The following is a 27,000-nucleotide window of genomic DNA, read 5'->3' on the forward strand; positions in this document are numbered from 1 at the left end:
TTTATTCAATTACGATTAATGGTTCATCAAATTCAACCGCATCACCGTCATTAACTAGAATAGCTTTTACTACACCAGCTTTATCAGATTCAATACGATTCATCATTTTCATTGCTTCGACAATACAAAGCGTATCACCGACTTTCACGCTCTTACCAACTTCAACAAATGGTGCAGCTTCGGGACTTGGACTACGATAGAATGTCCCCACCATCGGTGAGCGAACGGTATGACCGGAAATTGCATCCGCTTCTGCTGCCGGAGCTGCCACCGGTGCTGCTGTGGGTGCTGCAACCGCTGCCGGAGCAGCTGGTGGTACGATGATCGGTTGTGGCGCAACCGGTGCCGACGCCACTACTGCACTACCACGACTAATACGCACAGATTCTTCACCTTCGGAAATCTCAATTTCCATAATACCTGATTCTTCAACTAATTCGATGAGTTTTTTAATTTTACGAATATCCATAGTTTGATCCGCTATTTAGTTAATGTTTAATCGACAAATCGCTACAAAAAACCGGTAGCGATGATTAATTTGCTTGTTGCTGTTGCAAATGGGCAACGGCAAACTGTAACGCATATTGATACCCAGCCGCGCCTAATCCGCAAATTACGCCCACAGCAATATCGCTTAGATAGGAATGATGGCGAAAAGGTTCACGACGATGAATATTTGAAAGATGAATTTCAACGAAAGGAATTTCTACTGATAATAACGCATCCCGCAAGGCCACACTGGTGTGAGTAAACGCCGCCGGATTAATCAAAATAAAATCCACTTTTCCCAAACTTTCGTGAATTTTATTAATCAGTTTTTCTTCGCTATTGGATTGGAAACAACTCAATTCAATGCCATACTTTCCGGCACTTTCTTGCAACGCCGTTTCAATATCTTGTAAGGTCTGTCTACCGTAATGCTTCGGCTCCCGTTTCCCCAACATATTCAAATTAGGGCCATTTAATAACAAAATATGAAATGACATAGTTTCCTCTCACTTCTCGTCTATAAAAATTCAACATTATAACGATTTTATCGAAAATCACAGCATTTATCTGCTCTTACCACTCATTTTCTTTAAAATTAACCTAAATTACCCTTTCAGAACTGCTGACTTCGGCACAACCAAAAGCGCCTAACTTGGTCTTGATATGTTACACTATCAACAGGAAAGCAAAATTTAAATTTAATAGGAGTATTACGATGAAAATCGCTGTTTATAGTACAAAAAGTTATGACCGAAAATATTTGGAACTGGTCAATGTCAAATACAATTTTGATCTCGAATTTTTTGACTTTATGCTCAGTAAGCGTACTGCAAAAATGGCGGAAGGTTGCCAAGCGGTCTGTATTTTTGTAAACGATAATGCCGATCGGGAAGTGCTCACCGAACTTGCGCAAATCGGTGTCAAAATTATTGCTTTACGTTGTGCCGGTTTCAACAATGTCGATTTAGAAGCGGCAAAAGAATTGGGATTAAGTGTGGTTAGAGTGCCGGCATATTCTCCGGAAGCGGTCGCCGAACATACGGTCGGCTTAATGTTGACATTAAATCGTCGCATTCACCGCGCTTATCAACGCACCCGTGAAGCCAATTTTTCGCTTGAAGGCTTAATCGGTTTCAATATGCACGGACGCACTGTTGGCGTTATCGGAACCGGGAAAATCGGTTTAGCCGTAATGCGAATTCTAAAAGGCTTTGGTATGCATATTCTCTGTTATGATCCATTTAAAAATCCGGCAGCAGAAGAACTTGGCGCCACTTATGTTTCTTTAGATGAACTCTATGCCCATTCGCACGTCATTACGCTTCATTGTCCGGCAACCCCGGAAAACTATCATCTGTTAAATGCCGAAGCATTCAAAAAAATGAAAGATGGTGTAATGATCATTAACACCAGTCGTGGCACATTGATTGATACCCAAGCGGCGATTGAAGCTTTAAAATCCCGTAAAATTGGCGCATTAGGTATGGATGTTTATGAAAATGAACGAGATCTCTTCTTCGAAGATAAATCGAATGAAGTAATTTTAGATGACGTATTCCGTCGTTTATCTTCTTGCCATAACGTGTTACTGACAGGGCATCAGGCATTTTTAACAGAAGAGGCATTAACCAGTATCTCGGATGTGACACTTAGCAATATCCACGCACTGGTTACAAATCAACCTTGCGCAAATCTACTTTAAGTTTTGGCTATTGCTGGAATTGTATTTTGTGCAACAAATTAGTGTTATACTACCGTAACATTTTTAACATTGATGAAAAAATAAACTTCAATTAAGGATTAAACTTTATGAGCGATAAAATTGTTTATTCAAGCGATGCATCTTTCGAAGCGGACGTTTTAAAATCGGATGTCCCTGTTTTACTTGACCTTTGGGCACCTTGGTGCGGACCTTGCAAAATGATTGCACCGGTTTTGGATGATCTTGCAGAAGAATTTGACGGCAAAGTAAAAATCGTCAAAATTAACATTGATGAAAATCAACAAACCCCTGCACAATTAGGTGTGCGCAGCATCCCAACATTGATTATCTTTAAAAACGGTCAACCTGTTGCCACCCAAGTTGGTGCGATTCCAAAAGCACAATTGGCTGCGTTTATTAACAACTCAATCTAAACTCTAAACTCCAAAATCCCTAATTAATTGATTAGGGATTTTTTATTCTCTACCTTCCCGCATTTTTCATAATACGATCTTTAGTGAGCTTCCATTCTCTCTCTTTGATGTCTTGGCGTTTATCGTGTTGTTTTTTACCTTTTGCAATACCAATTTTGACTTTTGCCCACGCACTTTTCCAATAAAGTGACAACGCTACAATCGTATATCCATCACGATTTGATTTACCAAATAAGGAGTCAATTTCTCGCTTGCTTAAAAGTAATTTACGTGTGCGAGTCGGATCGCAAACTATATGGGAAGAGGCTACATTTAACGGCGTAATATTTGCCCCGAATAAAAAGGCTTCTCCGTTCTGGAAAATAACATAACTATCACCAATATTGGCTTTGCCTGCTCGTAGTGATTTAACTTCCCAGCCTTGCAATGCCAAACCTGCTTCTATTTCATCTTCAATAAAATAATCGTGTCTTGCTCTTTTATTTAAGGCAATCGTATTGTCTTTTTTAGTTAATTTCTTTTTTGTCATCATTAAAATCCTTCAAAATTTGCAATTATTCTACCTAATCACTATTTGAAAAACAAAGACAAAGTGTCCCTATTCCCAGTTATCGCGCTCTGGTATAGAATGCGTTACAATTCTACGTTATTTTTATTCATCAGCTGGTATTCCTATGTCTGAACAACCTGTTTTAACCACATCCAAAGGTGCTAGAGTCGCCGTTGTTGATGGTATTCGTACTCCCTTTATTAAGAAAAATACACTTTTCAAAGAGGCAAGAGCAAAAGATCTCGGAGCAATGGTCGCTAATGAATTATTAAGTCGTTTAGCCGTTCCAAAAGATAAAATTGAGCAAGTCGTATTTGGACAAGTAATCCAAGATCCTGATATTCCTAATCTATCTCGAGAAATATCGCTCTTGTTAAATATGCCAAAAGCGCAATCTTACACTGTTAGCAGCTCTTGTCCAACCGGATTACAGGTGCTAATCAATTTAAGTAACAGTATTTTGATGGGAAATGTTAATTATGCATTAGCAGGTGGCGCTGACTCTTTATCCAATGCACCAATTCGCCTTAACTCTCATTTAATTCAATTGTTTAGAGATGTGATGGCAGCAAAAAGCTATGAAGAAAAATATCGTCTGTTACGTCAAATCACTTGGCAAGATTTCAAATTGCAGGCATTGAATTTAAAAGATCCATTAACACAGCTTTCTCTTTCCGCTGTATCTGAACAGATGGCTCAAGATTTTCATCTCAGTCGTCAAGAATTAGACGAGTATGCGGCACGCTCCCATCGTTTAGCTTATCAAGCTTGGCAAAGTGGTGAATTACGCCAACAGGTAATGGTTTCTTTTCCACCTCCTTATAAAGAGTTCGTGGTTTCCGATAACCAAATTGAGAAACACGTTAAACCGGAGTTTTACCAAAAATTTAAACCTTTTAATGGAAAAAATTACGGTACGGCAACTGATTGGAACACTTCTCATTCGTGCGATGGCGCAGCGGCTGTATTGCTGATGAATGAACACACTGCAAAGGCTGAAGGATTGAATATTCTTGGTTATATCCGCCACTATACAATGACAGCAAATGATGTTTGGAAAAATATGTTTGTTGGCGTAACCTATTCTATTGCAAAAGTGTTGCAAAACGCTAATATGCGCCTTTCCGATCTAGATTTAATTGATATTCACGAAACCTCTTCAGCTCAAATTTTATCCAATTTAAAACTGATTGAATCGGAGACCTTCGCTCGGCAGCATCTTAATCGTTCAACTGCAATTGGCAATATTGATATGAGTAAATTAAATATTTTAGGAGGTTCTCTTGCTTATGGTAATCCACGTGCAGTCAGCAGTTTACGTTTGATTATCCAATCATTATATGCTTTGAAACAACGTGGCGGTGGGCGTTCTCTTATTGCGTCAAGCGGTTTAGGAGGCATCGGTGGGGCTATGATTTTGGAGAGCGAATAATGAACAATTTGCAGCAAAATACTCAACATTCTCCATTTACACTATCAATTGATGATCAACAGATTGCATCATTGATCGTGAATGTAACTGATAAAAAACGTAACATCTTGTCAGCAGAATTTGTCGATCAGATGTTGCAACTGTTAAACAATCTGCCTAAACAAACAAAAGGTTTAATTTTTTATTCCAGCAAGAAAAATAATTTTATTCAGGGCTTTGATCTCAATAGTTTAATGGGAAAATCTGATAATGAATTGGAAGCCTTTTTGGATAAAATTCATCGATTAATGGAAACCATTCGTCAATTACCATTTCCAACAGTAGCAGCAATTCACGGCTCCTGTTTCGGTCTTGGCTTAGAATTAGCTCTAGCATTTCAATATCGCATTGCTTCTGATGATATTAATACACAATTTGCAATGCCGCAGGTTCGTTCCGGTATTGTGCCTTTCGCCGATGCAATTTCTGCGTTAGTTGCTCACGTTGGTTTAAAGAAAGCCCTCTCTATTTTGCTTTCCGGTGACAAATTTGATGTGCATACAATGCAATCATTAAATTGTATCGATGACGTTGTGCCACAAAGCTTATTGTTACCTACCGCCTTTGAATTTTTCAGCAAAAAAACATTAGTTGCAAAAACGCTTTCAAAAACCGCAAAATTTTGGCAAAAAATTCAAGGATATTGGCATAACAATCCAATATTCCGCCATATTTTGTTTGATGCAGCAGAAAATAAAGAATGGTTGGGGCCGATTGATAACTATCCTGCAATGGCAAAAATTATCGAAATTTTAAAACAGCCAACCCATCCATTGCGTTTAGAAGTTGAACGCCAAGCTTTTATCAGTTTGTTCAACAGCGATAACTCCAAAGTGTTGCGCAACCTTGAACAGACTAAACGAGCAATGCGTTTGCAATATGAAGCTAGAGGAAATAATGTACGCGATGTAAATAAACTCGCTATTATTGGTGGTGGTTTTATGGGGGCTGGAATTGCTTACATCACAGTAAGAAATGCTAAAATTCCATTAAGAATCAAAGATATACACCCATCTGGCATTGCTAAAGCATTGCATTTAACACATTCATTATTGCAACAAGAAGTCGGGAAAAAACTGTTATCTTCTGGTGAAATGCAGCAATTAATGTATCTGATTTCCGGTGGTGAACGCTTTTTAGCTGCACCTGATGCTGATTTTGTGATTGAAGCAGTTTATGAGGATCTAACCACTAAACAACAAGTTTTAGAAGAAAGTGAAGTATTCTATAGTGAACATACTATTTTCGCCACTAACACCTCAACCTTATCGATTGCAGACATTGCCAGTGTTGCCAATCGTCCAGAAAACGTTATTGGCTTCCACTATTTTTCCCCGATTTCCAATCGCAAAATGTTGGAAATTATTCCTCACCCTAAAACATCAGAAAAAACAATTGCGACAGCTATCCACTTTGCTATTCAGCAAGGTAAAATTCCGCTTTTGGTTTCCGATAAACCAGGATTTTTTGTAAATCGTATTCTTATTCCTTACCTGTTAGAAGCCTTTTACTGCTTGTGCGACGGTGAAGCGGTTGATTTCATCGATCGTGCTTTGCAGGAATTCGGTTTTGAAATTGGCCCATTGGCTATGTTGGATGATTTTGGTCTGGATCTTTTTGCTAAAATGTTGCCAAGTTTGGAAAGACACCACGGAATGCGCTTTGCTGTGCCTGCAAAATTAGGCAATTTAATTCGTGATCAACGTAAAGGTAGTAAAAATCGTCGTGGTTTTTATCTTTATCACTCACAGAATGGTCAGCGCTCTATGGTCGATAAAAGTATCTATTATGTGATGGAAACTATTTCCGAAAATAATTTGGAATCGGAACAAGTAGTTCGCCGTTGTATTCTGATGATGATCAATGAGGCAGCACGCTGTTTGGAAGAAGGGGTCATTAACGATCCAAATGAAGGCAATATGGCTTCAGTGCTAGGCGTATTTTTCCCTGAGTTTCGTGGAGGCATTTATGCCTATATTGAACATATCGGTGCTATTTCAATTGTTAAAGCATTGAATGATCACGTAAAACTTTACGGTGAACGATTCCTTCCTTGTGATTGGCTAATTAATAAAGCCGAACAGGAACAGCAACAATTTGTGCGGAGGTAACACTGATGGCTTCTGCGCAACGTTGGGATATTTACAGCAAGATTTATAATTTCTTTTTACAGGCTGCTAATCGAATGCGTAGAAGCCAGTTTTCCCTTTTGGATCAACACAAAGTTTGGTCTCCTACACCACAATCCATTTATATTGCCGGTGCTGGAACTGGATTAGATTTACCGTATTTAGCCACAAGATTATCTGAAAAAAGTTGCTTAACCTTGGTGGATTTCTCGCCATCAATGCTGCAAAAAGCGGAAATATTAATCCAAAAGCAAAATTACCCTTGGCAGATTGAAACCAAAGTTGGTCGTGCGGAACAAAGTGGATTGCCGGATCAAAGTTGCGATTTAGTGATAATGCACCTGATTTTAGCGGTAACTTCAACGCCAGAACAATTGCTAGCAGAAGCAGTTCGAGTATTAAAACCGAATGGAGTGATCTCACTTTGGGATAAGTTTCTAGCCGATAATCAACAACCGTCCTGTGTTCGTAACGGCTTTGATCGGATTACAACTGCGTTAGGGACTACCATTAATTTACGCCTGAATGATCTAATTGCTACTTTACCGCTTGAAATCGAACAGCGTAATTTTTGTCATTGGGGATTAATGCAACAAGTGGTATTACGAAAAACAGAGTAATACCACCTGATCGCCCATCAATGTTAATAGCCATTCATATTATCTTTCGGCAAAAAGACTTTATCTTTTATCCGATGAACTTGTGTTTCCAAACGTCCATCAGGATATAAACTGATTTCACGCCAGCCCGGTTGTAAATTATCCAACGTAAAATAAGCACAATCCGGTTTAAACTGGATACAGGTGGACGGCGTTGCAAACACAGGAATTCCTTGCCAAACCGCATTTACTTCTTGATGAATATGCCCATAAACAATCGCTTTAATTTTCTGATGTTTTGCCAACACTTCAGAAAAATCATATGGATTACGTAAATTATGCTGATCTAACCAAGCAGAATTTGTCGGCAAAAGATGGTGATGCAATACAATAAGTGTATTCCGATCTGGATAAAGAGATAATCTTTGTTCCAACCATTTTAACTCTTCTTCGCTCAACATTCCGTGCGGCACACCATATAATTGGCTATCCAACAGAATGACTTGCCAATGTTCTCCCAACAATAAATGTTTTTCCGACTGTATAACAGCTTTATAAAGCTCAAACACCGCTTCCATTTTTGGTTGGAAATCGTGATTACCGGGAATCCAAAAAACCTTTTTGCCCAACTGTACAATTTCTTTTACAAAGCGATGATAACCTGCCTCACTGTTATCCTGAACAAAATCTCCTGTTGCAAGAATATAATTACTCTCAAATTCGGATGTCTTTATTTCTCTCAAAACCTGACGAAAACTATCGAATGTATTAATACCTAATAATTCACCATTTTCATCTGCAAACAGGTGAGGATCCGTTATCTGGAGCAATTTTATGACACCAGTCGATTCATCACGAAATAGATCTGACATAATGTCTCCTTTTATTAATTCAAATTACTATCTCTACTTTAGACAATTCCATAAAAAAGTCAGTAACCAAATTACAAAAGTGTTAGTTTACGCACATTTTTTATTGTTTTTTATTCAGAAAATGCTCACTTGCTCACAAATTTAACACCATTTCTGTTGTAATTTTTTATAGTTCAACTGCAACCACTGTATTCCAATCACAGCAACACCGTTATCAATTCTGCCTTGCTCCAACCATTGGTAAGCAGTGGCTCGGCTGACAACGTGTACGCGAATATCCTCATTCTCTTCCGCTAAACCGTGAATACCGCCCACTTTGGTTGAATCTACTTTGCCGACAAAAAGATGAATGCGCTCCGCCATTCCACCCGGACTATCCCAAAATTGCATAATCGGCATTACTTCGGTTAAATGTACACCTGCTTCTTCTTCACTTTCACGAACGGCAACGCCTGCCGGCTGTTCCCCTGTTTCGATCATTCCCGCAACTAATTCCAACAGCCAAGGTGATGAAGGCGATTTCGGATCAATCGCACCAATCCGAACTTGCTCGACTAAAACAACATTATCCAGTTGTGGATCATAAAGTACAACTGCTGTTGCTTCATTTTTAGCAAGTAACTCTCGCGTTACAATGCCGCTCATTTCTCCGGAAAAAAGTTTGTGGCGAAATTTAACCCGTTTCATCGTATAAAAGCCTTTAAATACGACCTCATCACTGACAATTTCAATATCTTTTTGCCCATATTGTTGAATAAATTTATCGTCTGACATTATAGATCTCCTAATTTTTCTTTTCGGCAACATTGGCTAAAAATAATGCAATCACCATTAATAAAATTGCCGCAGCCACCGATAATGTGCCTAGTGAACTTGAATGATCGACAATAATCAATCTGATCATTGCAGTAATGCCAATATATAAAAAATAACGCAATGGAAAATGAAATCCTGCGGTAAAATATTTCACGATTAATGCTAAAAACTCAAAATAGAGAAAATAGACCACGATTCGTTCCGCCAACACATAGGCAATCGTGGTGTCACTTGCCTTCAACACAATAATCTGCCCCAATTCAAATGTCTGTTTGCCCAGTAAAATCACCAAAATTACCGACAATACCACCAAAGCAATATTTAAAATCCACTGCAATACGCCGGCAAATTTTCGCCCGAAAGAGTGCGGGTCTAATTTATCTACTTGTTCTTCCGTCACTATGACTCCCTATTAATTACTTGATAAATATTAAACTGAACTGTTTGTTTAACTAATGATGCTGTTTTTTCTTGCCAATAAAAACACTGCGCTACTTTTTCATTTCCCTCCACAAAACAAGCTAAATAAAAAGGAAGATCATTTGTAAAAAAAAGCTGCCCATTGGGCGCATCTTGTGAAAAAAAACAACCATTTACAGTGTCAAATCGCACTTTGGAAATTGCACCGATTCCTCTACCTTTCGCTTTTAAAATCGCTTCACGCGCACACCAAGTCAAATAAAAAGCTTCATCTTGTTTTTGTTGCGATTTCCACCAGTTTATCTCTGTTTCTGTTGCATAATAACTCAATAAACGGGCAAAATTTCTTGATCTAGGATGCTCAATATCAATAGCAACAACCTCTTGTTTTTCTCTTTTCCTTAATATCATTGCCACCCAATCACCGGAGTGGCTTATATTGAAATCAAATTGTTGCGCCTTTAAATATGGTCTTCCTTGTTGATCCTTTTCAATTCCCTGAAAAAAAATCGACTCTTGTCCAAGCTGTTGCAATAATTTCCATAATAAAAAATAGCCTACTTTGCGCTGTTTCTTTTTATCAACTAATAATGTGGTACGCTGAAAAATCGTGTTTACATATGATATTGATGGCAAAAGATGAAAAGGATAAGATTGATTAATATTTCCCCAAACAACGAAAACCTGCGACATAATGAAAAAAATATGCGAAAAACATAAATGCAAGTGTACTCAAATTCAACGCCAATACCAATAATATTTCTATTAATTACCTAGATTTTAAGCTATCCTATACCACATTTTTAATATCATCTTTCATTTCAAATTTCAGTACTAATAGGACAATCTTATTATGCAAGAACAATATCGTCCCGACCTAGTCGAGAGTCGTATTCAGAAATACTGGCAAGATAATAAAACCTTTAAAGTTCAACAGGATCCAAGCAAAGAAAAATATTACTGCTTATCAATGTTTCCCTATCCGTCTGGTCGCTTACATATGGGACACGTTCGTAATTATACTATCGGCGATGTTATCTCCCGTTATCAACGAATGAATGGCAAAAATGTATTACAGCCTATCGGTTGGGATGCTTTCGGGTTACCTGCGGAAAATGCAGCAATTAAGAATAAAGCTGCGCCGGCAGCTTGGACTTACGATAATATCGAATATATGAAAAACCAACTTAAAATGTTGGGATTCAGTTATGATTGGGATCGCGAGATCGCCACCTGCAAACCACAATATTACAAATGGGAACAATGGTTTTTCACCGAATTATATAAAAAAGGATTAATTTATAAGAAAACCTCTACCGTTAACTGGTGTCCGAATGATCAAACCGTGTTGGCAAATGAGCAGGTAAACGACGGTTGCTGCTGGCGTTGTGATACGCCAGTGGAACAAAAAGAGATCCCACAATGGTTCGTAAAAATTACCGATTATGCTGAACAACTGTTGCAAGGATTGGATCAATTGCCTGAATGGCCGGATCAAGTAAAAGCGATGCAACGCAACTGGATTGGTCGCTCCGAAGGAGTTGAAATTACTTTCAAAATTCAAGATAGCGACGAAACAGTAACCGTTTATACCACTCGTCCAGACACCTTCTACGGCGTATCTTACCTTGCAATTGCCGCAGGGCATCCACTCGCAGAACAAGCAGCCAAAAACAACCCTGAATTAGCACAATTTATTCAAGAATGTCGCAATACTAAAGTGGCAGAAGCTGAATTGGCAACAATGGAGAAAAAAGGGATGTTTACCGGCTTTTATGCTCTGCACCCGATTACCGGTGAAGCTGTACCAGTATGGATTGCTAATTTCGTCTTAATGCATTACGGAACCGGTGCGGTAATGGCAGTGCCGGCACACGATCAACGTGACTATGAATTTGCCAAAAAATATAACTTGCCATTAAAGCCAGTTATTGCCCCACTTGACGGCTCACAATTGGATTTATCCAAAGCCGCTTACACCGAACACGGTATTGCGATTAATTCCGCTGAATTTAATGGCTTAGATTTTGAAGACGCTTTCAATGGCATTGCCGATAAATTAGAAGCGATGGGCGTGGGTAAACGTCAAGTGAACTATCGTTTACGCGATTGGGGGGTATCTCGCCAACGCTATTGGGGAACACCAATTCCAATGCTTACCTTAGAAAATGGTGATGTTGTGCCTGTGCCATTAGAAGATTTGCCGGTTGAATTGCCAGAAGATGTGGTAATGGATGGCGTTCAAAGTCCGATTAAAGCCGATCCGAACTGGGCAAAAACCACTTACAAAGGACAACCTGCATTACGTGAAACCGATACTTTCGATACCTTTATGGAGTCATCTTGGTATTATGCACGTTATACTTGTCCGCAATATCAACAAGGTATGTTAAACAGCGAAGAAGCGAATTATTGGTTGCCGGTGGATCAGTATATCGGAGGTATTGAACACGCCACAATGCACCTGCTTTATTTCCGCTTCTATCATGAATTATTGCGTGATGCCGGTTTACTTGCTTGTGATGAACCTGCAACTAAACTTTTATGTCAAGGAATGGTGTTGGCGGATGCCTTCTATTACACTTCAGAAACAAACGAACGTATTTGGGTATCACCAACCAAAGTGACTATTACTCGCGATGAAAAAGGTCGTATTATCAAAGCGGTTGATCCTGAAGGTCACGAATTGGTTCACGCCGGTATGACCAAAATGTCGAAATCGAAAAATAACGGTATCGATCCGCAAGAAATGGTCGAAAAATATGGTGCGGATACGGTTCGTCTATTTATGATGTTCGCCTCTCCGGCAGAAATGACTTTGGAATGGCAAGAATCCGGAGTCGAAGGCGCTAACCGCTTCTTACGCCGTTTGTGGAAATTAACTTATGATTATTTACAACAGCCGGCCACTGTTGAACTTGATCCGAAAGCGTTAAGCGCTGATCAAAAAGCATTACGTCGTGATCTACATAAAACCATTGCTAAAGTGAGCGATGATATTGGTCGTCGTCAAACTTTCAACACCGCCATTGCTGCCATTATGGAGTTAATGAATAAACTCACTAAAGCACCATTGGTGCAAGAGCAAGATCGTGCGGTAATGAAAGAGGCGTTAAATGCGGTGATTAAGATGCTTTATCCAATCACGCCGCATATCTGCTTCCAATTATGGCAAGATCTCGGCAATCAAGATGATATTGATTTTGCGCCGTGGGTTGTTGCCGATCAGCAGGCGATGGTCGATGAAGAAAAATTGGTTGTAGTTCAGGTTAATGGTAAAGTTCGCGGAAAAATCACTGTTGCGGCAAGTGCTTCCGAAGAAGAGATCAAAACTACAGCAATGGCGGATGAAAATGTACAAAAACACTTAGACGGTTTAAATATCGTTAAAGTGATTTATGTGCCTGGCAAATTGCTCAGTTTCGTTGCTAAATAAAAGCAATCATCAACGTGCCACCGCATTAAACGGCGGTGGCACATTACAGTAATCTTAATACTTTAGTTGGAAGTTATTATTTAACCTCACTTGCAACGATTATTAAGATGTCAATGAATAAGGAGATTTTGATGCATAAACTAAAATATATTTTCGCCTTGTCTGCGACATTGTTACTCTCTTCTTGCGGTTTCCACTTTGCTAATGACCAACTTTCACAAAAACTTTTTAAAGAAGTCAAACTCAGCAGTGGCGACAAATACAGCGATATTGCCATTGCAATGCGCAAAGAATTGCGTACCCACGGTGTTACTTTGGTCGAAGAAGGAAATGTTCCGACATTAAAATTAAACGGTTCTACCAGCAGTGATGAAGTGGTGTCTGTCTTTAAACAAGGCCGTGAAGCGGAATCCTTACTTTCTTTATCCGTAAGTGCATCTTTGCAAATGCCGGATAAAAAGCAATATCCAATAGAAGTGCAAGTTTCGCGTACATTTTTTGACAACTCTCGTGCCGCATTAGCAAAAAATGCGGAACAGCAACTAATCCATAATGATATGTACAAGCAGGCGGCACAACAAATTTTAATCAAAATGATCAGTATCCAACAACAATACTAATCTCAATTATGATAATACGGATCTTTGCCAACCAACTTGTCCACACATTGCAACAAAAAACCTATCCTGCATATTTGTTGGTTGGGCAAGATCCACTATTGATTGAAGAAAGCAAATATCACCTTTTTCAATTCGGCAAACAGCAAGGCGCAACACAAAAACAGGAAATCGTTATCGATAGTAATACTGATTGGGCAACACTCTTTACCGATCTACAAACTTTCGGTTTATTTTCACAACAACAGATTTTCCTTTTCACTTTGCCAGATAATATTAACGCCCAGTTACAACAGCAATTACAACAGCTAGTTTCTTTGTTGCATTCCGACATCATCGCTATTTTTCAAATCGCAAAACTGACCACTACCATTGAAAAGCAAGTGTGGTTCAAAACATTAGAACAGATCAAAACATTGCAGATTAATTGCCAAACACCCACTTTAGAACAGTTACCGCAATGGATTCAGCAACGTGCCAAGATGATGGAGTTAAGCATTGATAATGAGGCAATAGAACTTTTAGCTTATAATTATGAAAATAATTTAGCAGCATTAAAACAAACGTTACAGCTAATGCAACTACTTTATCCACAACAAAAAATTACACTAATAAATGCTGGGCAATGTATTGAACAATCTTCTGTTTTTACGCCGTTTCAATGGATTGATGCTATTTTGCAAGGCAAAAAATATCGCTGTATCCGCATTTTAGAACAGCTACAAAATGAAGGCGATATTCAGCCAGTAATGTTATTGCGTATTTTGCAAAAGGAATTACTCCTTTTATTACGGCTTGGCAGTGATGACAACATAAAAATTAAAAATACGCAACAAATGTTAAACTCCCAGTTGTTACGTCAAAAATTTGATCAATACAAAATTTGGAAAAACAGACGACCACTTTATAGTGCAGCCATCCAACGCTTAAATTATCATCGCTTATACGATGCCATTCAGCATTTAGCTGCCATCGAAAAAGCAATCAAACAACAGGGTGATGAAAACAGTTGGCAAGCATTACAACAACTTACCGTAAAACTTGCCGCCTAATCAGCTTCTGTTTCAGCCAACAATCGTTGAATAATTTTCACATTTGCCGGCGGGAATTGCCCGACATCCAACTCTTTCTGTTCCAACCAAAAACCCTCTTGCCCTTCCCGACCAAAAGGCTCGCCAACCCATTCATCCACTAAATAGAAATAGAACGAAATTCTTTTACTCGGATACTCAAACTCGAAATGCTCGTATAATTTTGCGTGCAATACAAAAATACCGATTTCCTCTTCCAGTTCTCGTTTTAATGCCTGTTCCGGTGTTTCACCTTTATCCACTTTACCGCCGGGGAACTCCCAAGACTGCGCAAAATCCTTTCCCTCTAATCGTTGAGTTAAATAGATCTGTTTGAATTCATTACGAATAATGCCTGCCGACACTTTTACCAATGGCTTCTTCACATTCAATTACCTCTTATAAGAATAAGGCTTCACGCTAAGTGAAGCCTCACAATTATTTACTGGATACGTCCGTGACAATGTTTATATTTTTTGCCCGAACCGCAAGGGCAAGGTTCATTTCTGCCGATTTTACGTTTTGGATGAGAAAAATCCTCATCTCCGGCTGTACTGTTCTCTGCCGCATCCTCGCCACTGTGATACTGAATATGTGCCTGTTCGGCAGCACGCTGCGCAGCATCCATTCTGGCTTTTTCAGCCGCCTCAATTTCCTCTTGAGTACGTACCTGAACTTTGGTCAAAATGCTAACCACATTAAACTTCAATGTTTCCAACATTTCCGTAAACATTTGGAAAGATTCTTTCTTGTATTCCTGTTTCGGATCTTTTTGTGCATAACCGCGTAAATGAATGCTCTTACGCAAATAGTCCATTGCGGCAAGATGTTCTTTCCATAGTTCATCTAGGGTTTGTAACATTACGCCTTTCTCAAAATTGCGCATCGTTTCTGCGCCGACCAACGATTCTTTATTTTTATACTCGTCCACTGCAATTTGAATAATGCGTTCACGTAAAGTCTCTTCGTGCAGATTGTGATCTTCATCCAACCATTTCGAGATTGGTAAATCCATATTGAAATCAGCTTTCAAACGTTTTTCCAACCCTTCTACATCCCACAGCTCTTCCAAAGATTGCGGTGGAATATATTGATCGATAACGTGATTGAAAACATCTTCACGAATCACATCAATCGTTTCGGAAATATCATCATTTTCCAACAATTCATTACGCTGTGCATAAATGGCGTGGCGTTGATCGTTGGCAACATCATCAAACTCAAGCAGATTTTTACGACCGTCAAAGTTATGCGCTTCCACTTTTGCTTGGGCAGAAGCAATCACTTTGGTCAACATTTTAGATTCCATCGCCTCACCCGGTTCGGAAAATGCTTTGCGCATTAAGTTCAACTTACCTTCATTCAAGTAAATCCGCATTAATGCATCATCCAAAGAGAGATAGAAACGAGAAGAACCCGGATCGCCTTGTCGTCCGGAACGACCGCGCAACTGGTTGTCAATTCGACGAGATTCGTGGCGTTCCGTACCAATAATATGCAAACCACCCGCTTTCATCACAATATCGTGACGTTCCTGCCACGCTTTTTTAATCGCTTCGATCTGTTCTTCAGTCGGATTTTCCAATTTTGCCACTTCTGCTTTCCAGTTACCGCCTAACACAATGTCAGTACCACGACCTGCCATATTGGTAGCAATAGTCACCGCTCCCGGATAACCAGCATCCGCAACAATTTCCGCTTCTTGGGCGTGGAATTTTGCATTCAACACATTATGTTTAATGCCCTCTTTTTTCAAAATATCAGATAACAATTCTGATTTTTCGATAGATACTGTCCCAACCAAAACTGGCTGCTGGCGAGCAACACAATCTTTAATATCTTCCACAATAGCTTGGAATTTATCCGCTTCATTTTTGAACATTAAATCTGTTCTATCATCACGAATCATTGGCTTATTTGTTGGAATAACAATGGTTTCCAAACCATAAATTTGTTGGAATTCAAAGGCTTCGGTGTCAGCTGTACCAGTCATTCCTGCCAATTTTTCATATAAACGGAAGTAGTTTTGGTAAGTAATGGATGCAACTGTTTGATTTTCACTTTGAATCTGAACCCCCTCTTTCGCTTCAATGGCTTGGTGCAAACCATCAGACCAACGGCGTCCAGCCATTGTGCGTCCAGTGTGTTCATCAACAATGATCACTTCTCCATCTTTCACAATATAATCCACATCACGCTCGAATAAAGCGTGAGCACGCAACGCAGCATAAACGTGATGTAAAAGGGTAATTTTTGAAGGTGAATAGAGAGACTCGTCCTCTTTCATCAAACCGGCCTGTACCAGTAATTTTTCGATTTTAATTTGACCTCGTTCGGTCAAATAGGCCTGTTTATTTTTCAAATCAACGGTAAAATCACCATCGCCTTGGTACTCATCGCTATCCTCTTTATCCTGTTTAATTAATTGAGGGATTAATTTATTGATCGCGATATAGAGATCGGAACTGTCTTCTGCCTGTCCGGAAATAATTAATGGCGTACGTGCTTCATCAATCAAAATTGAGTCAACTTCATCGACCAACGCATAATATAGTGGACGTTGAAAACGTTCGTGCATTGTATGTGCCAGATTATCTCTTAAATAATCAAAACCTAATTCACTATTAGTCGCATAAGTAATATCCGCCGCATAAGCCGCTCGTTTTTCTTCGGGCAATAAACCTGGTACATTGACCGCTACTGTCATTCCTAAAAACTCAAAAAGTGGGCGGTTAGTTTCCGCATCACGTCGTGCAAGGTAATCATTAACGGTTACCACGTGTACGCCTTTACCAGTTAACGCATTAAGATAACAAGGTAATGTTGCAGTTAACGTTTTACCTTCACCTGTACGCATTTCTGCAATACAACGATTATTCAACACCATTCCGCCGATTAACTGAACATCAAACGGACGTAACCCCAAAACACGTTTACTCGCTTCACGCACGGTAGCAAAAGCTTCCGGCAGCAATTGTTCCAATGTTTCACCTTTTTCCAAACGATCACGAAACTCTGCTGTTTTTGCTTTTAGCTGCTCATCGGAAAGAGCTTCAAATTCAGGTTCTAATTTATTGATTAAACTCACACGCTTATTTAAGCGACGTAAAATACGGTCATTACGACTTCCAAAAAGTTTTCTTGCAATAGCTGATAACATAATAATTTCTTTTTCAAAATAGAATAAATACCTTACCGGTTACCTTTCACCGATACCTACATCATAAACTAAACTATTGGTTTAGGCCCGGCACGAATAAGAATTTGGTAACGATTAAGATGCTGAGGACGATTCTGCACCACCGAATATTGAACCGGTTGCATTCTGCTTTTTTGCCGGATAACTTCTATTTGCTGCAACTGTTTTTTTAATGCAACAAACTGCAAATTTATCTGCTGTGATTCAATGCTAATAACAGATTGATTCGCTTCCGGTTGCAATGGAATAACCTGATTAGGCTGCTCGCTGTGAATCGGCAAAAACAGTAACGTTAGCAAACTTAGAATCAAGCGAGGCCAGGCTGTTTTTTTCCCGATTTTCAATGAAAAAAGATAATTCACTACAATACCTAATAAAACTGGTTAAAATGGAAAAGATTATAAAATAGTTGCGTTATAATAGCATAAAATTCACTGACGGAAGGGACGGAAATGTCATTAAATGATAAGAAACAGATTAGAAATCAAAAAACATTGAATGTGAATGAAATTTTACAACACTCCTCGCTTTCTGGGCTGTTAGAGCAACACCAAAAACGTCAACAATTTTATCGCAATATTGAACAATGCATTCCAACTCAATTCCGAGGACAGATCCGCATTGCTCAATATAATGAAGAAAAAATTTTATTTCACGTTGCCAATGGTAGTGTACGACAAGCATTATTACTTCAACAGGCTCAATTACTCCGCAATATCAACACTATTTGTCCTACCATCAATCAACTCGAATTCAAGGTAATTCCAACGATGCCAATCTCATCTGCTGTTTAGCTTGCCATTTTTGCAACGCTTTTTGCTCAAAAACAGCGATCAACTCTTTTACTTTAATTCGTTTTTCTACAGAATGACTAATCGAACGTTGCACATTAACACGCTTAAACCTTGCCCCTTGATAAATACGGCGTGTAAAAACGGTATCGTGATTGGATATCATCACCAACGCATTATGCTGCTGAGCAGTCTTTTTAGATAACTCTGCCAACTCTTTTTGCTGAGTTAAACCGAAATCATTGCCGGCATAACGGGTAAAATTGCTTTCCTGCTTTATCGGTGCATAAGGCGGATCACAATAAATCACGCTATTTTCACTTGCTGCAGCAAATGTTTGCTGAAAAGAGGCACAAATAAACTCTGCTTTCTGTGCTTTTTCTGCAAAATAGTGCAATTCCTTCTCCGGAAAATAGTGCTGGCTGTAACTGCCAAAGGGTACATTGAACTCATTTTCGCTGTTATAACGACATAGTCCGTTAAAACCAAAACGATTTAAATAAAGGAAAATTATTGCTCGTAACCAACGGTCTTCACTTTGATTAAAAAGTGTTCTTAACTGATAATAACGTGTTGCCGTATTTGCTTCGGGATGTATAAAAAGCGAACGACTCTCTTTGATATAAGTATTAACGTCCGCCTTCACAATATTAAAGAGATTGATCAAATCGGGATTAATATCCGCCAGTAAATAATGATCAAAATCACTATTTAAAAAGACGGTTCCTGCCCCGACAAAAGGTTCTATTAATTGCGTCTTTCCTTTCGGATAAAGACGCTTAATATCATCAATAACGCGATATTTACCACCTGCCCACTTCAGAAAAGAGCGGTATTTTGGCATCAGGATCTTTGACGGCATAAATTAATGCGGTTTAATGCAGTCTTGGATTGATTGCAACACCAACGCTTTATCCACATCCGATGTTACATAAGCACTTCCCAGTGATTTTAATAAAATCAAACGAAGTTTTCCTGCCAACACTTTTTTGTCGCGCATCATATGCGGCAAATAGTCATCTGCCGTCATTTTATCCGGAGAGTGTACCGGCAAATCAACCTGTTGCAACAGATGTTGTAAGCGAGCAATATCTCCAGAGGATATATCGCCCAAATGATGAGAAAGATACGCCGCCATCACCATTCCAACAGCAACAGCTTCACCATGAAGCCATTTACCGTAACCAAGATGGGTTTCAATCGCGTGACCAAAAGTATGACCTAAATTAAGCAACGCTCTTTCACCTTGCTCAGTTTCATCTTTTGCTACGGTTAACGCTTTTAACTCACAGCAACGTTGAATGCAGTACTGCAAAGCACTCGGCTGCAACTGAATTAATTCATCAATATGCTGCTCCAACCAAACAAAGAAATCATAATCTAGAATCGCACCATATTTAATCACTTCTGCCAATCCGGCACTCACTTCTCTGCTCGGCAAAGTACTCAACGTATCTGTATCAATAATAACTTTACTTGGTTGATAAAATGCACCAATCATATTTTTACCAAGCTCGTGATTGACCGCTGTTTTGCCGCCAACAGAGGAATCCACCTGCGCCAATAGTGTGGTTGGAACCTGAATAAAACGAACACCACGTTGATACGAAGCAGCTGCATAACCGGCAATATCACCAATCACGCCACCGCCTAGCGCCAATATGGTAGTATCACGACCGTGTTTTGCTTCCAACAAAGCCGAGAAAATCTGATTTAAGGATGACAATGTTTTATACTGCTCACCATCATTTAATAGCACTTCATCAACTACGCACCCTAGCTGTTGCAACGCCTTTTTCACCGTAGTCAAATAAAATTTTGCGACTGTCGGATTGCTGACAATCATTACCTTATCGCCTGCTTTCAAAGGAGAATAATGGCTAGGATCGGATAATAATCCACTACCAATCGCAATCGGATAACGACGCTCTTTAAGTTCTACATATACATTGACCATTTTTCTATCCTTATTCAAGCTGCAAGCTATTGATTAGCCGGAAAAATTTTCTAATAAATCAATAATATTATTTGCCATTAATTTAGCACTTTGATCATCTGTCTGCAGTGTAATGTCTGCAATTTCTTCATACAACGGCGTACGAATTTTAGCCAAATCTTCCAATACTTTACGCGGATCTTCCACCCCCTGTAATAGAGGACGTTTTTTATCACGCAAAGTGCGTTGATGTTGTTTTTCCACTGTGGTTTCTAAATAAATCACAATACCACGCGCTGAAAGATGGTTGCGGTTTTCTTTAGACATCACTGCACCGCCGCCGGTCGATAAAACAATGCCTTGACGTTGAGTCAATTCATTAATGATGCGTTCTTCTCTTTTTCTGAACCCTTCTTCGCCCTCAACATCAAAAATCCAACCGATATCAGCACCTGCTCGCTGTTCAATTTCGGTATCAGAATCCACAAAATCCATACTTAGCAGTTGGGCAAGTTGACGACCAATCGTACTTTTCCCTGCTCCCATCGGGCCAATTAAAAAAATATTTCTTTTTTCCGCCATTTTTATCGTTCTTAAGGTTTAAAAATTATGAATAGTTTGATCTTTGAATATTGTAACACTCACACACAATGTTGTTTTTATTACAAAAGAAAAAGAATACCGAAGTATTCTTCATAATTACAACACTCAAAAGATCCCCTAGACCTCGAATGTTTATTGAGATAGCTCAATATTATCTCAAGAAATGGGATTATATTTCAACCTTGCATTGTATTTTTATCAAAGATTGTTTCCTTGTATAAAATCCTGTTTCCGCTTTTGATAATTTTCTATCGTTTCTTGGGAATTATGAATAATTCTTGGCGTAATAAAAATCACCAGTTCACGTTTCTGATGACGCTCCGATTTGCTACTGAATAACTTGCCTAATCCGGGAATATCCCCCAACAACGGCACTTTATTTTCACCTTTTCCGATCAGATCGTGAAAAATACCGCCCAACACCACCGTTTCTCCATCTCTCACCAACACTTGCGATTGCACTTCCTGTTTATCAATCGTTACCACTTGCCCGGCACCATAAGGAATACTCGCACCGGCTGAATTCTGTGTTACCACCAAATCCAGTGAGATCACGCCTTGATGCAGAACTTGAGGGGTCACTTCCAAACCCAATACTGCCTCTTTAAATTCAATATGAGTACGGCTGCTGCGTTCTGTATCATCTTCGATAACATAAGGAATTTCAGAGCCTTGCTTAATCGATGCCTTTCTTTGGTTAGATGTTAATAAATGTGGGCTGGCAATAATTTCCACATTATTTTCCTGTTCCAACGCTTTTAACTCTAAATCCAGCAACCGCCCGTGAATTTTTGCCACCTGTAATGCAATAGATGCAGCCTCCGAACTCGTGGAAAAATTAACATTTAAGTGAGAACTTAAATTTTCTAAACCAAAACTATCAAATTTAGCTGCCACTTTGTGAAAATTATCCGCATCACTGAACATTCCCCAACGAACGCCAAGCTCATTTAGACTTTCATTATTAATCGTCACTATGCGTGCTTCTATGGCAATCTGCTTACCCGGTTTATCCAGTTGAGAAATTAACTGTTTAAATTTTTGTATCTGTTGCTTATCCCCTTTCACCAACAATAAATTGTTGCTCGGTTCGACACTAAATCCGCTCAGTCCGGACAAAAGCCCATTACCGTTTTCATTAAAAATTTTATACAATTCATTCACTTGTATATATTTCACAGCAATTGCTTCAAATTCATCTGTCGGAGCCAAATTTTTATCCTCTATTAAGTCAGGCATTATATTCGCCTCTTCCGCAAAAAAAGGATCTAATATCACTTTTTTGCTCCAACCGCTCAAGGAAATCATCATACAAACCACCAGTATTATGCCTTTCTTCATTAATGGAACTCCTCTGCAAATAACTGAATAGAAATATGTAATACACGCGGTAACATCGGATCACGCTCCAGCTTCACTGAAGAAACTGCCCATTCCGCCAAAATAGATTGAAACAACAAATCAAGATTCATAATAAATTGTTGAAATTCCATATAAATTTGTAATTCTACTTTCACTGTTTCATTGTTATTAACCTGCATTTCAAAAGGAATATTTCCCATATCAGATGCGAACTGTGATAATTGCTGATGAAGATCGGATAATTTTTGCGTATTTTGTTTAGAACTTAAACGTTCACTCACACGTTTTTGCAATACTGTAAGTATCTGTTGCTGCTGATCTGTTTTTAAACGTAAATTAGTAATCTGTTGTGAAAAATCAGCTATCTGCTGCGAACGTTGCCAACTTTGCCACAAAGGATAAGCACAAATAAAAATAAAAAGAAACAGCCATCCACAAGCTAACCAATAATGCGGCAAATTTAAGCAATACCAATACACACCTTTTGGATATTTCGTACCAAGTTCCATCACTCCTCCTTGCTTTTGCTAAAATCCAATTTGAAGCGATATAACTTCTGTTCGTCCGGTATCAATTCATTGCTTAAAAAAGTTATCGGATAAAGCCACTTTGCAAGCAGATATTGTTGCAATGCATAAAATGATTGCTGCTCTATTTTTTCTCCGCTTAACATAAAAACAGTGTTGTTCCGCTGTTCTTGACTAAAAGGGTTAATCTCAATTCGTACCAAATTTAACAACGCACCGTTAAGTGGTAAATGCGACAAATTTGTCATAAAGAAGTTGATATCATCCAATGACAACTTCTCTAGTTTGACCTGATTACTGAGTATTTTTCGCTGGTGTAGCTGTTTATTTTCTATTTGTTGTAATTGTCGACTTAATTCCTGATATGAACTTTTTAATTGATTCAGTGAAAGCCGTTGTTGCCGTTCATATTGCAAACCAAAATACCAAATCGTTGCTGACAAGATAATTAACAACAACACTAATAGTAAAAGCCGGCGTAATCTTTGCCGATACAATGGAGAGCGCCAATCTAATAAATTAATCTCATTTCGCACTGATATCTTCTCCCCATAATGCACATCCCAAACTTAAAAAAGCATACTGCGCTTTTGGCTCTAATAGTATGTAATTTTTAGGCAACTCAATTTGAGATAAGTTACTCTCTTTGGACTGTTCTTGATAAATCACCATTTTGGAAAAGCGATTAGCAAAACGTTCCTGAAAACGGCTCCAACTCTGAGCCAACGAAGATTGACTGACCACGATTTCTGTTTTTAACGACGAATACAGGATAAATATCGTCTGCTCGGCGCAATAACAATATAACAATGTTTCTGTCTTATCCGGTTGAATTTCATAATAAAATGCCCGAAACAACACTCTAGGCAATACATCCAAAATATTCAGATCAAATTGTCGATACTTAGCCAGTTCCGCTTCTGCATTTTTTTGTTTAACCACATAAAGATCTATCTGTTGTCCTTGATACACATAATCAAACCAGATCGGCATTCCATCGTTAGGTACGTCATTCTCCAACATTGAATAAACCTGTTGTGCAACCTCGTATTGCGTTAAGGATTGCGGGCAGAGATAACGCTTATGCCAAACTAAATGTATCGGCAACACGGAAATATAAAGTAAATGTTTCGCTTCAAGTTGGAACTGTTGGGAAAGCTGTTTCTCCAACTGCATACGATCTTCAACTTTCCCACACACAAGTTCACCATCTTGCTTAAAAAAAGAGTAGAAAAAACAATTATCTATAAAAACGATTCCGACTTTAACCAATTTTGAGGATACTTTTTTTCGTGGAGCAAAAGGAACTTTCATCGTATAATCAACATCCAATTTTACAAACATAAGCTCAATTTACTTTTTTTCACTTATATCACATCAATACAGAGAGTCATTTTTCGATGAAGATCGCAAAATTAATATTTAGTTCTATTTTAACTGTATTTGTACTGGGCTGCGTTACTTGCGGCTTATTTTACTTTCACATCAAATCACAGCTTCCTGATGTCAGCGAATTAAAAAATGTTGAATTACAGCAACCTATGCAAATTTTTACTGCTGACGGTAAACTGATTGGCGAAATTGGTGAACAACGCCGCATTCCAGTAACATTGGATAAGATCCCCCAGCAGATGATTAATGCAGTTATCGCTACCGAAGATAGCCGTTTCTATGAGCATCACGGTTTAGACCCTATTGGAATTGCACGTGCACTTAAAGTGGCCATTACCTCCGGTGGTGCTTCACAAGGTGCTAGCACTATTACACAACAAGTAGCACGAAATTTTTTCCTTACTCCGGAAAAAAAATTAATACGCAAAATCAAAGAAGCAGTGCTTGCTATAGATATTGAAAATAATCTAAGCAAAGATGAAATTTTAGAACTCTATCTCAACAAAATTTATTTAGGTTATCGTGCTTATGGTGTTGCTGCTGCGGCTCAAACCTATTTTGGCAAGCACTTAGATCAACTTACGCTTAGCGAAATGGCTGTGCTTGCAGGTTTGCCAAAAGCGCCATCAACAATGAACCCACTTTACTCCTTAAAACGAGCAACTGATCGTAGAAATGTTGTACTGGCACGAATGCTAGATGAAAAATATATTACTGAAGAACAGTACCAACAGGCACTCAAGGAACCGATTATCGCTAACTATCACGGTTCAAAACTTGAATTACACGCTGATTATGTGGTGGAAGCTGTACGTCAAGAAATGGTGAAATTATATGGTGAAGAGCAAGCTTATACTAAAGGATATCAAGTATTTACGACCATTAACTCACAAGATCAAATAAATGCACAAAATGCATTGCGGAATAATCTTCTTGCCTATGATATGCGACACGGTTATCGCAAAAATGTAACTTTATGGAAAGCAAACGAAACAGCGTGGGATAAAGAACATATTATCGGTTTTTTGAATCAACAACCAAATGTGAAACCGTTACAGCCAGCAGCAGTTTTAGAAGTGAAAAACAATAAAGCACAGGTCTTACTTGCTAACGGCGAAAACATTACATTAGATCAAAATGCAGTTAAGTGGGCAGGATCACTCAATAAAATTCTACATAGTGGTGATATGATCTGGTTAATGCAAAACGACAAACAGCAATGGTTATTACGCCAAATTCCTTTGGCTAATTCCGGAATGGTTTCTTTAAATAGCACCAATGGTGCTATAGAAGCAATGGTTGGTGGTTTTAGTTTCGCAATCAGCAAATTTAATCGTGCCACTCAATCGATGGTTCAAGTTGGCTCTTCAATTAAACCCTTTATTTATGCTGCTGCTTTAGACAAAGGACTGACTTTGGCAACAATTCTAAACGATGCTCCTATTACCTTACGAAAAGCAGGACAAGCACCTTGGCAACCAAAAAACTCACCGAATGTATTTAATGGCCCATTGCGTTTGCGTGTCGGGCTAGGCTTATCTAAAAATGTAATGATGGTTCGTGCCGTTAATATGGTCGGAATTGATTACATTGCTGATTATTTACAGCGTTTCGGCTTTCAAAAAAATCAATATGCTGCTACCGAAGCTTTAGCACTAGGTGCGGCTTCGTTCACTCCTTTAGAAATGGCTCGTGGTTACGCTGTTTTTGATAATGGTGGTTTCTTAATCGATCCTTATTTAATCCAATCGATTAAAGACAATAACGGTCAAGAAATTTTTACAGCGAAACCGAAAATTGCCTGTTTCCAATGTAGCGATAAACAAATCCCAGTCATCTATGGTGATGTTAAACCAATAGATTTTCTCTCCGTTAAAGTGGATAACTCGGCAACAGAAAATACTCCGCTCGATACTTCACTATCTAACCTTTCTGTTGATGAGGATAATAGCGAAGCCGTTCCAGATGTACCGGAATTAAATACTAACAATGTGCAATTAGAAAATGCACCAAGTTTATTGGGTAAAAATGAGTCTAAAGACAACCCTGCTCAAACAGAATATGCACCTCGTGTATTAAGCGGTAAATTAACCTTTTTAATTCGCAGTGCGTTAAATTCCGGCATTTACGGTGAGCCTAGTGGCGGTTGGGTTGGTACCAGTTGGCGTGCAAAGTCGATTGGACGTCCTGATATAGGTGGGAAAACTGGAACTACCAACAACTCAAAAGTGGCTTGGTATGTCGGTTTTGGTGCAGATTTAGTCACTTCCGTTTATATCGGTTTTGATGACAATAAATTTGACTTAGGGCGTGGCGAATCCGGCGGTAAATCAGCAATGCCAGCTTGGGTTGATTATATGACTAATGCACTAAAACCGTTACCAGTGCGTGAAGATCCTATGCCTGAAGGGATAATTCAAAAACGGATTTCAATGGAGAATGGCTTGCTAACTAACTCGGGCGGTAGAATGGAATATTTCATTGAAGGCACTGAACCGACACAATATTACGTGCCGGAACAAGGCAATAAAATCATCAATAGCAAAGGTGAAGTGAAAGAGTTGTTCTAAAGAGATAAGAGGGCT

27 protein-coding genes are annotated in these 27,000 nt (G+C 38.9%); 10 read left to right on the forward strand and 17 right to left on the reverse strand.

Annotated elements, in window-relative coordinates; all coding sequences use genetic code 11:
• Position 1: 1 nt before the first annotated feature.
• Complete coding sequence (gene accB / locus ACXPAV_RS08145) at positions 2–469, reverse strand: acetyl-CoA carboxylase biotin carboxyl carrier protein (protein WP_039134069.1); 468 nt, start codon at positions 467–469, stop codon at positions 2–4.
• Positions 470–533: 64 nt separating this feature from the next.
• Complete coding sequence (gene aroQ / locus ACXPAV_RS08150) at positions 534–986, reverse strand: type II 3-dehydroquinate dehydratase (RefSeq protein WP_013746257.1); 453 nt, start codon at positions 984–986, stop codon at positions 534–536.
• 218 nt (positions 987–1,204) lie between these two features.
• Here aroQ and ACXPAV_RS08155 point away from each other — a divergent pair, with 218 nt between their 5' ends.
• Together ACXPAV_RS08155 and trxA are read left to right on the forward strand one after the other, a co-directional pair.
• A complete protein-coding gene (locus tag ACXPAV_RS08155) occupies positions 1,205–2,191 on the forward strand; it encodes a 2-hydroxyacid dehydrogenase (RefSeq protein ID WP_013746258.1) in 987 nt (328 codons plus the stop codon).
• Between the two features lie 107 nt (positions 2,192–2,298).
• Positions 2,299–2,625 (forward strand): thioredoxin TrxA, encoded by a 327-nt coding sequence (gene trxA / locus ACXPAV_RS08160; RefSeq protein WP_302508244.1) that lies wholly within the window; start codon positions 2,299–2,301, stop codon positions 2,623–2,625.
• Positions 2,626–2,674: 49 nt separating this feature from the next.
• Here the strand turns inward: trxA and smpB are convergent, their stop codons facing one another.
• Entirely contained in the window at positions 2,675–3,154 is a 480-nt protein-coding gene (smpB, locus tag ACXPAV_RS08165; RefSeq protein WP_039093971.1) for an SsrA-binding protein SmpB, read from the reverse strand.
• A gap of 145 nt (positions 3,155–3,299) precedes the next feature.
• Between smpB and ACXPAV_RS08170 the strand changes: the two genes are divergently transcribed.
• The 3 genes from ACXPAV_RS08170 to ACXPAV_RS08180 are packed head-to-tail and all read left to right on the forward strand — an operon-like array spanning position 3,300 to position 7,395.
• Positions 3,300–4,607: an acetyl-CoA C-acyltransferase gene (locus tag ACXPAV_RS08170; RefSeq protein WP_458003207.1), complete on the forward strand. Its 1,308-nt coding sequence runs from the start codon at positions 3,300–3,302 to the stop codon at positions 4,605–4,607.
• Positions 4,607–6,757: a 3-hydroxyacyl-CoA dehydrogenase NAD-binding domain-containing protein gene (locus ACXPAV_RS08175; RefSeq protein WP_458003208.1), complete on the forward strand. Its 2,151-nt coding sequence runs from the start codon at positions 4,607–4,609 to the stop codon at positions 6,755–6,757. Before ACXPAV_RS08170 ends, ACXPAV_RS08175 begins: the two co-directional genes overlap by 1 nt.
• Before the next feature lie 5 nt (positions 6,758–6,762).
• The gene (locus tag ACXPAV_RS08180) at positions 6,763–7,395 is read left to right on the forward strand and encodes a class I SAM-dependent methyltransferase (RefSeq protein WP_458003209.1); all 633 of its coding nucleotides are present in this window, start codon (positions 6,763–6,765) and stop codon (positions 7,393–7,395) included.
• 23 nt (positions 7,396–7,418) lie between these two features.
• Here ACXPAV_RS08180 and cpdA read toward each other — a convergent pair whose 3' ends face one another.
• The 4 genes from cpdA to ACXPAV_RS08200 form a co-directional block, all read right to left on the reverse strand.
• A complete protein-coding gene (gene cpdA / locus ACXPAV_RS08185; protein WP_458003210.1) occupies positions 7,419–8,246 on the reverse strand; it encodes a 3',5'-cyclic-AMP phosphodiesterase in 828 nt (275 codons plus the stop codon).
• Positions 8,247–8,387: 141 nt separating this feature from the next.
• Positions 8,388–9,020 carry an ADP-ribose diphosphatase gene (nudF, locus tag ACXPAV_RS08190; RefSeq protein ID WP_458003211.1) on the reverse strand — a complete coding sequence of 211 codons (633 nt, stop codon included), beginning with the start codon at positions 9,018–9,020 and terminating at the stop codon, positions 8,388–8,390.
• A gap of 10 nt (positions 9,021–9,030) precedes the next feature.
• A complete protein-coding gene (psiE, locus tag ACXPAV_RS08195; protein WP_458003212.1) occupies positions 9,031–9,462 on the reverse strand; it encodes a phosphate-starvation-inducible protein PsiE in 432 nt (143 codons plus the stop codon).
• Positions 9,462–10,118, reverse strand: coding sequence for a 4'-phosphopantetheinyl transferase family protein (locus ACXPAV_RS08200; RefSeq protein WP_458004407.1), 657 nt, complete (start codon positions 10,116–10,118; stop codon positions 9,462–9,464). The genes psiE and ACXPAV_RS08200 overlap by 1 nt, the downstream gene beginning before the upstream one ends.
• Positions 10,119–10,335: 217 nt before the next feature.
• Between ACXPAV_RS08200 and leuS the strand changes: the two genes are divergently transcribed.
• The 3 genes from leuS (at position 10,336) to holA (ending at position 14,587) form a co-directional block, all read left to right on the forward strand.
• Positions 10,336–12,918, forward strand: a complete 2,583-nt coding sequence (gene leuS / locus ACXPAV_RS08205) for a leucine--tRNA ligase (protein WP_458003213.1) — start codon at positions 10,336–10,338, stop codon at positions 12,916–12,918.
• Positions 12,919–13,046: 128 nt separating this feature from the next.
• A complete protein-coding gene (locus tag ACXPAV_RS08210) occupies positions 13,047–13,538 on the forward strand; it encodes an LPS-assembly lipoprotein LptE (RefSeq protein WP_458003214.1) in 492 nt (163 codons plus the stop codon).
• A gap of 11 nt (positions 13,539–13,549) precedes the next feature.
• Entirely contained in the window at positions 13,550–14,587 is a 1,038-nt protein-coding gene (gene holA / locus ACXPAV_RS08215; RefSeq protein ID WP_367400868.1) for a DNA polymerase III subunit delta, read from the forward strand.
• Here holA and mutT read toward each other — a convergent pair.
• From mutT to secM, 3 genes are all read right to left on the reverse strand, one after another.
• On the reverse strand, positions 14,584–14,991 hold the full coding sequence (gene mutT, locus ACXPAV_RS08220; protein WP_039088782.1) for an 8-oxo-dGTP diphosphatase MutT: 408 nt from the start codon (positions 14,989–14,991) through the stop codon (positions 14,584–14,586). The two genes, holA and mutT, sit on opposite strands and share 4 nt — an antisense overlap.
• A gap of 56 nt (positions 14,992–15,047) precedes the next feature.
• Entirely contained in the window at positions 15,048–17,765 is a 2,718-nt protein-coding gene (gene secA, locus ACXPAV_RS08225) for a preprotein translocase subunit SecA (protein WP_458003215.1), read from the reverse strand.
• A 68-nt stretch (positions 17,766–17,833) separates the two neighbouring features.
• Complete coding sequence (gene secM, locus ACXPAV_RS08230; protein WP_458003216.1) at positions 17,834–18,166, reverse strand: secA translation cis-regulator SecM; 333 nt, start codon at positions 18,164–18,166, stop codon at positions 17,834–17,836.
• Positions 18,167–18,256: 90 nt separating this feature from the next.
• On the opposite strand from secM, the gene ACXPAV_RS08235 reads away from it, so the two are divergent.
• Positions 18,257–18,598 carry a DciA family protein gene (locus ACXPAV_RS08235; RefSeq protein WP_065230604.1) on the forward strand — a complete coding sequence of 114 codons (342 nt, stop codon included), beginning with the start codon at positions 18,257–18,259 and terminating at the stop codon, positions 18,596–18,598.
• Here the strand turns inward: ACXPAV_RS08235 and ACXPAV_RS08240 are convergent.
• From ACXPAV_RS08240 to ACXPAV_RS08270, 7 genes are all read right to left on the reverse strand, one after another.
• Entirely contained in the window at positions 18,558–19,457 is a 900-nt protein-coding gene (locus tag ACXPAV_RS08240) for a Dam family site-specific DNA-(adenine-N6)-methyltransferase (protein ID WP_458003217.1), read from the reverse strand. The two genes, ACXPAV_RS08235 and ACXPAV_RS08240, sit on opposite strands and share 41 nt — an antisense overlap.
• Positions 19,458–19,460: 3 nt before the next feature.
• On the reverse strand, positions 19,461–20,552 hold the full coding sequence (gene aroB / locus ACXPAV_RS08245; protein WP_458003218.1) for a 3-dehydroquinate synthase: 1,092 nt from the start codon (positions 20,550–20,552) through the stop codon (positions 19,461–19,463).
• 33 nt (positions 20,553–20,585) lie between these two features.
• Positions 20,586–21,113, reverse strand: a complete 528-nt coding sequence (aroK, locus tag ACXPAV_RS08250; protein WP_039093960.1) for a shikimate kinase AroK — start codon at positions 21,111–21,113, stop codon at positions 20,586–20,588.
• A 219-nt stretch (positions 21,114–21,332) separates the two neighbouring features.
• Positions 21,333–22,475: a type IV pilus secretin PilQ gene (pilQ, locus tag ACXPAV_RS08255; RefSeq protein WP_458003219.1), complete on the reverse strand. Its 1,143-nt coding sequence runs from the start codon at positions 22,473–22,475 to the stop codon at positions 21,333–21,335.
• A complete protein-coding gene (locus ACXPAV_RS08260; protein ID WP_458003220.1) occupies positions 22,475–23,005 on the reverse strand; it encodes a hypothetical protein in 531 nt (176 codons plus the stop codon). Before ACXPAV_RS08260 ends, pilQ begins: the two co-directional genes overlap by 1 nt.
• Complete coding sequence (locus ACXPAV_RS08265) at positions 23,005–23,559, reverse strand: hypothetical protein (RefSeq protein WP_458003221.1); 555 nt, start codon at positions 23,557–23,559, stop codon at positions 23,005–23,007. The genes ACXPAV_RS08260 and ACXPAV_RS08265 overlap by 1 nt, the downstream gene beginning before the upstream one ends.
• Positions 23,549–24,223, reverse strand: a complete 675-nt coding sequence (locus ACXPAV_RS08270) for a hypothetical protein (RefSeq protein ID WP_458003222.1) — start codon at positions 24,221–24,223, stop codon at positions 23,549–23,551. Before ACXPAV_RS08270 ends, ACXPAV_RS08265 begins: the two co-directional genes overlap by 11 nt.
• 200 nt (positions 24,224–24,423) lie before the next feature.
• Between ACXPAV_RS08270 and ACXPAV_RS08275 the strand changes: the two genes are divergently transcribed.
• Positions 24,424–26,985 carry a penicillin-binding protein 1A gene (locus tag ACXPAV_RS08275; protein WP_458003223.1) on the forward strand — a complete coding sequence of 854 codons (2,562 nt, stop codon included), beginning with the start codon at positions 24,424–24,426 and terminating at the stop codon, positions 26,983–26,985.
• The last annotated feature ends 15 nt before the right edge of the window (positions 26,986–27,000 follow it).

The sequence above is a fragment of the Gallibacterium sp. ZY190522 genome, assembly GCF_054166015.1.

Bases quoted from the DNA above. Each gene is read 5' to 3' on its own strand.
- accB (WP_039134069.1), bottom strand. From the start codon at position 469: ATGGATATTCGTAAAATTAAAAAACTCATCGAATTAGTTGAAGAATCA.
- aroQ (WP_013746257.1), bottom strand. From the start codon at position 986: ATGTCATTTCATATTTTGTTATTAAATGGCCCTAATTTGAATATGTTG.
- ACXPAV_RS08155 (WP_013746258.1), top strand. From the start codon at position 1,205: ATGAAAATCGCTGTTTATAGTACAAAAAGTTATGACCGAAAATATTTG.
- trxA (WP_302508244.1), top strand. From the start codon at position 2,299: ATGAGCGATAAAATTGTTTATTCAAGCGATGCATCTTTCGAAGCGGAC.
- smpB (WP_039093971.1), bottom strand. From the start codon at position 3,154: ATGACAAAAAAGAAATTAACTAAAAAAGACAATACGATTGCCTTAAAT.
- ACXPAV_RS08170 (WP_458003207.1), top strand. From the start codon at position 3,300: ATGTCTGAACAACCTGTTTTAACCACATCCAAAGGTGCTAGAGTCGCC.
- ACXPAV_RS08175 (WP_458003208.1), top strand. From the start codon at position 4,607: ATGAACAATTTGCAGCAAAATACTCAACATTCTCCATTTACACTATCA.
- ACXPAV_RS08180 (WP_458003209.1), top strand. From the start codon at position 6,763: ATGGCTTCTGCGCAACGTTGGGATATTTACAGCAAGATTTATAATTTC.
- cpdA (WP_458003210.1), bottom strand. From the start codon at position 8,246: ATGTCAGATCTATTTCGTGATGAATCGACTGGTGTCATAAAATTGCTC.
- nudF (WP_458003211.1), bottom strand. From the start codon at position 9,020: ATGTCAGACGATAAATTTATTCAACAATATGGGCAAAAAGATATTGAA.
- leuS (WP_458003213.1), top strand. From the start codon at position 10,336: ATGCAAGAACAATATCGTCCCGACCTAGTCGAGAGTCGTATTCAGAAA.
- secA (WP_458003215.1), bottom strand. From the start codon at position 17,765: ATGTTATCAGCTATTGCAAGAAAACTTTTTGGAAGTCGTAATGACCGT.
- ACXPAV_RS08235 (WP_065230604.1), top strand. From the start codon at position 18,257: ATGTCATTAAATGATAAGAAACAGATTAGAAATCAAAAAACATTGAAT.
- ACXPAV_RS08240 (WP_458003217.1), bottom strand. From the start codon at position 19,457: ATGCCGTCAAAGATCCTGATGCCAAAATACCGCTCTTTTCTGAAGTGG.
- aroB (WP_458003218.1), bottom strand. From the start codon at position 20,552: ATGGTCAATGTATATGTAGAACTTAAAGAGCGTCGTTATCCGATTGCG.
- aroK (WP_039093960.1), bottom strand. From the start codon at position 21,113: ATGGCGGAAAAAAGAAATATTTTTTTAATTGGCCCGATGGGAGCAGGG.
- pilQ (WP_458003219.1), bottom strand. From the start codon at position 22,475: ATGAAGAAAGGCATAATACTGGTGGTTTGTATGATGATTTCCTTGAGC.
- ACXPAV_RS08260 (WP_458003220.1), bottom strand. From the start codon at position 23,005: ATGGAACTTGGTACGAAATATCCAAAAGGTGTGTATTGGTATTGCTTA.
- ACXPAV_RS08275 (WP_458003223.1), top strand. From the start codon at position 24,424: ATGAAGATCGCAAAATTAATATTTAGTTCTATTTTAACTGTATTTGTA.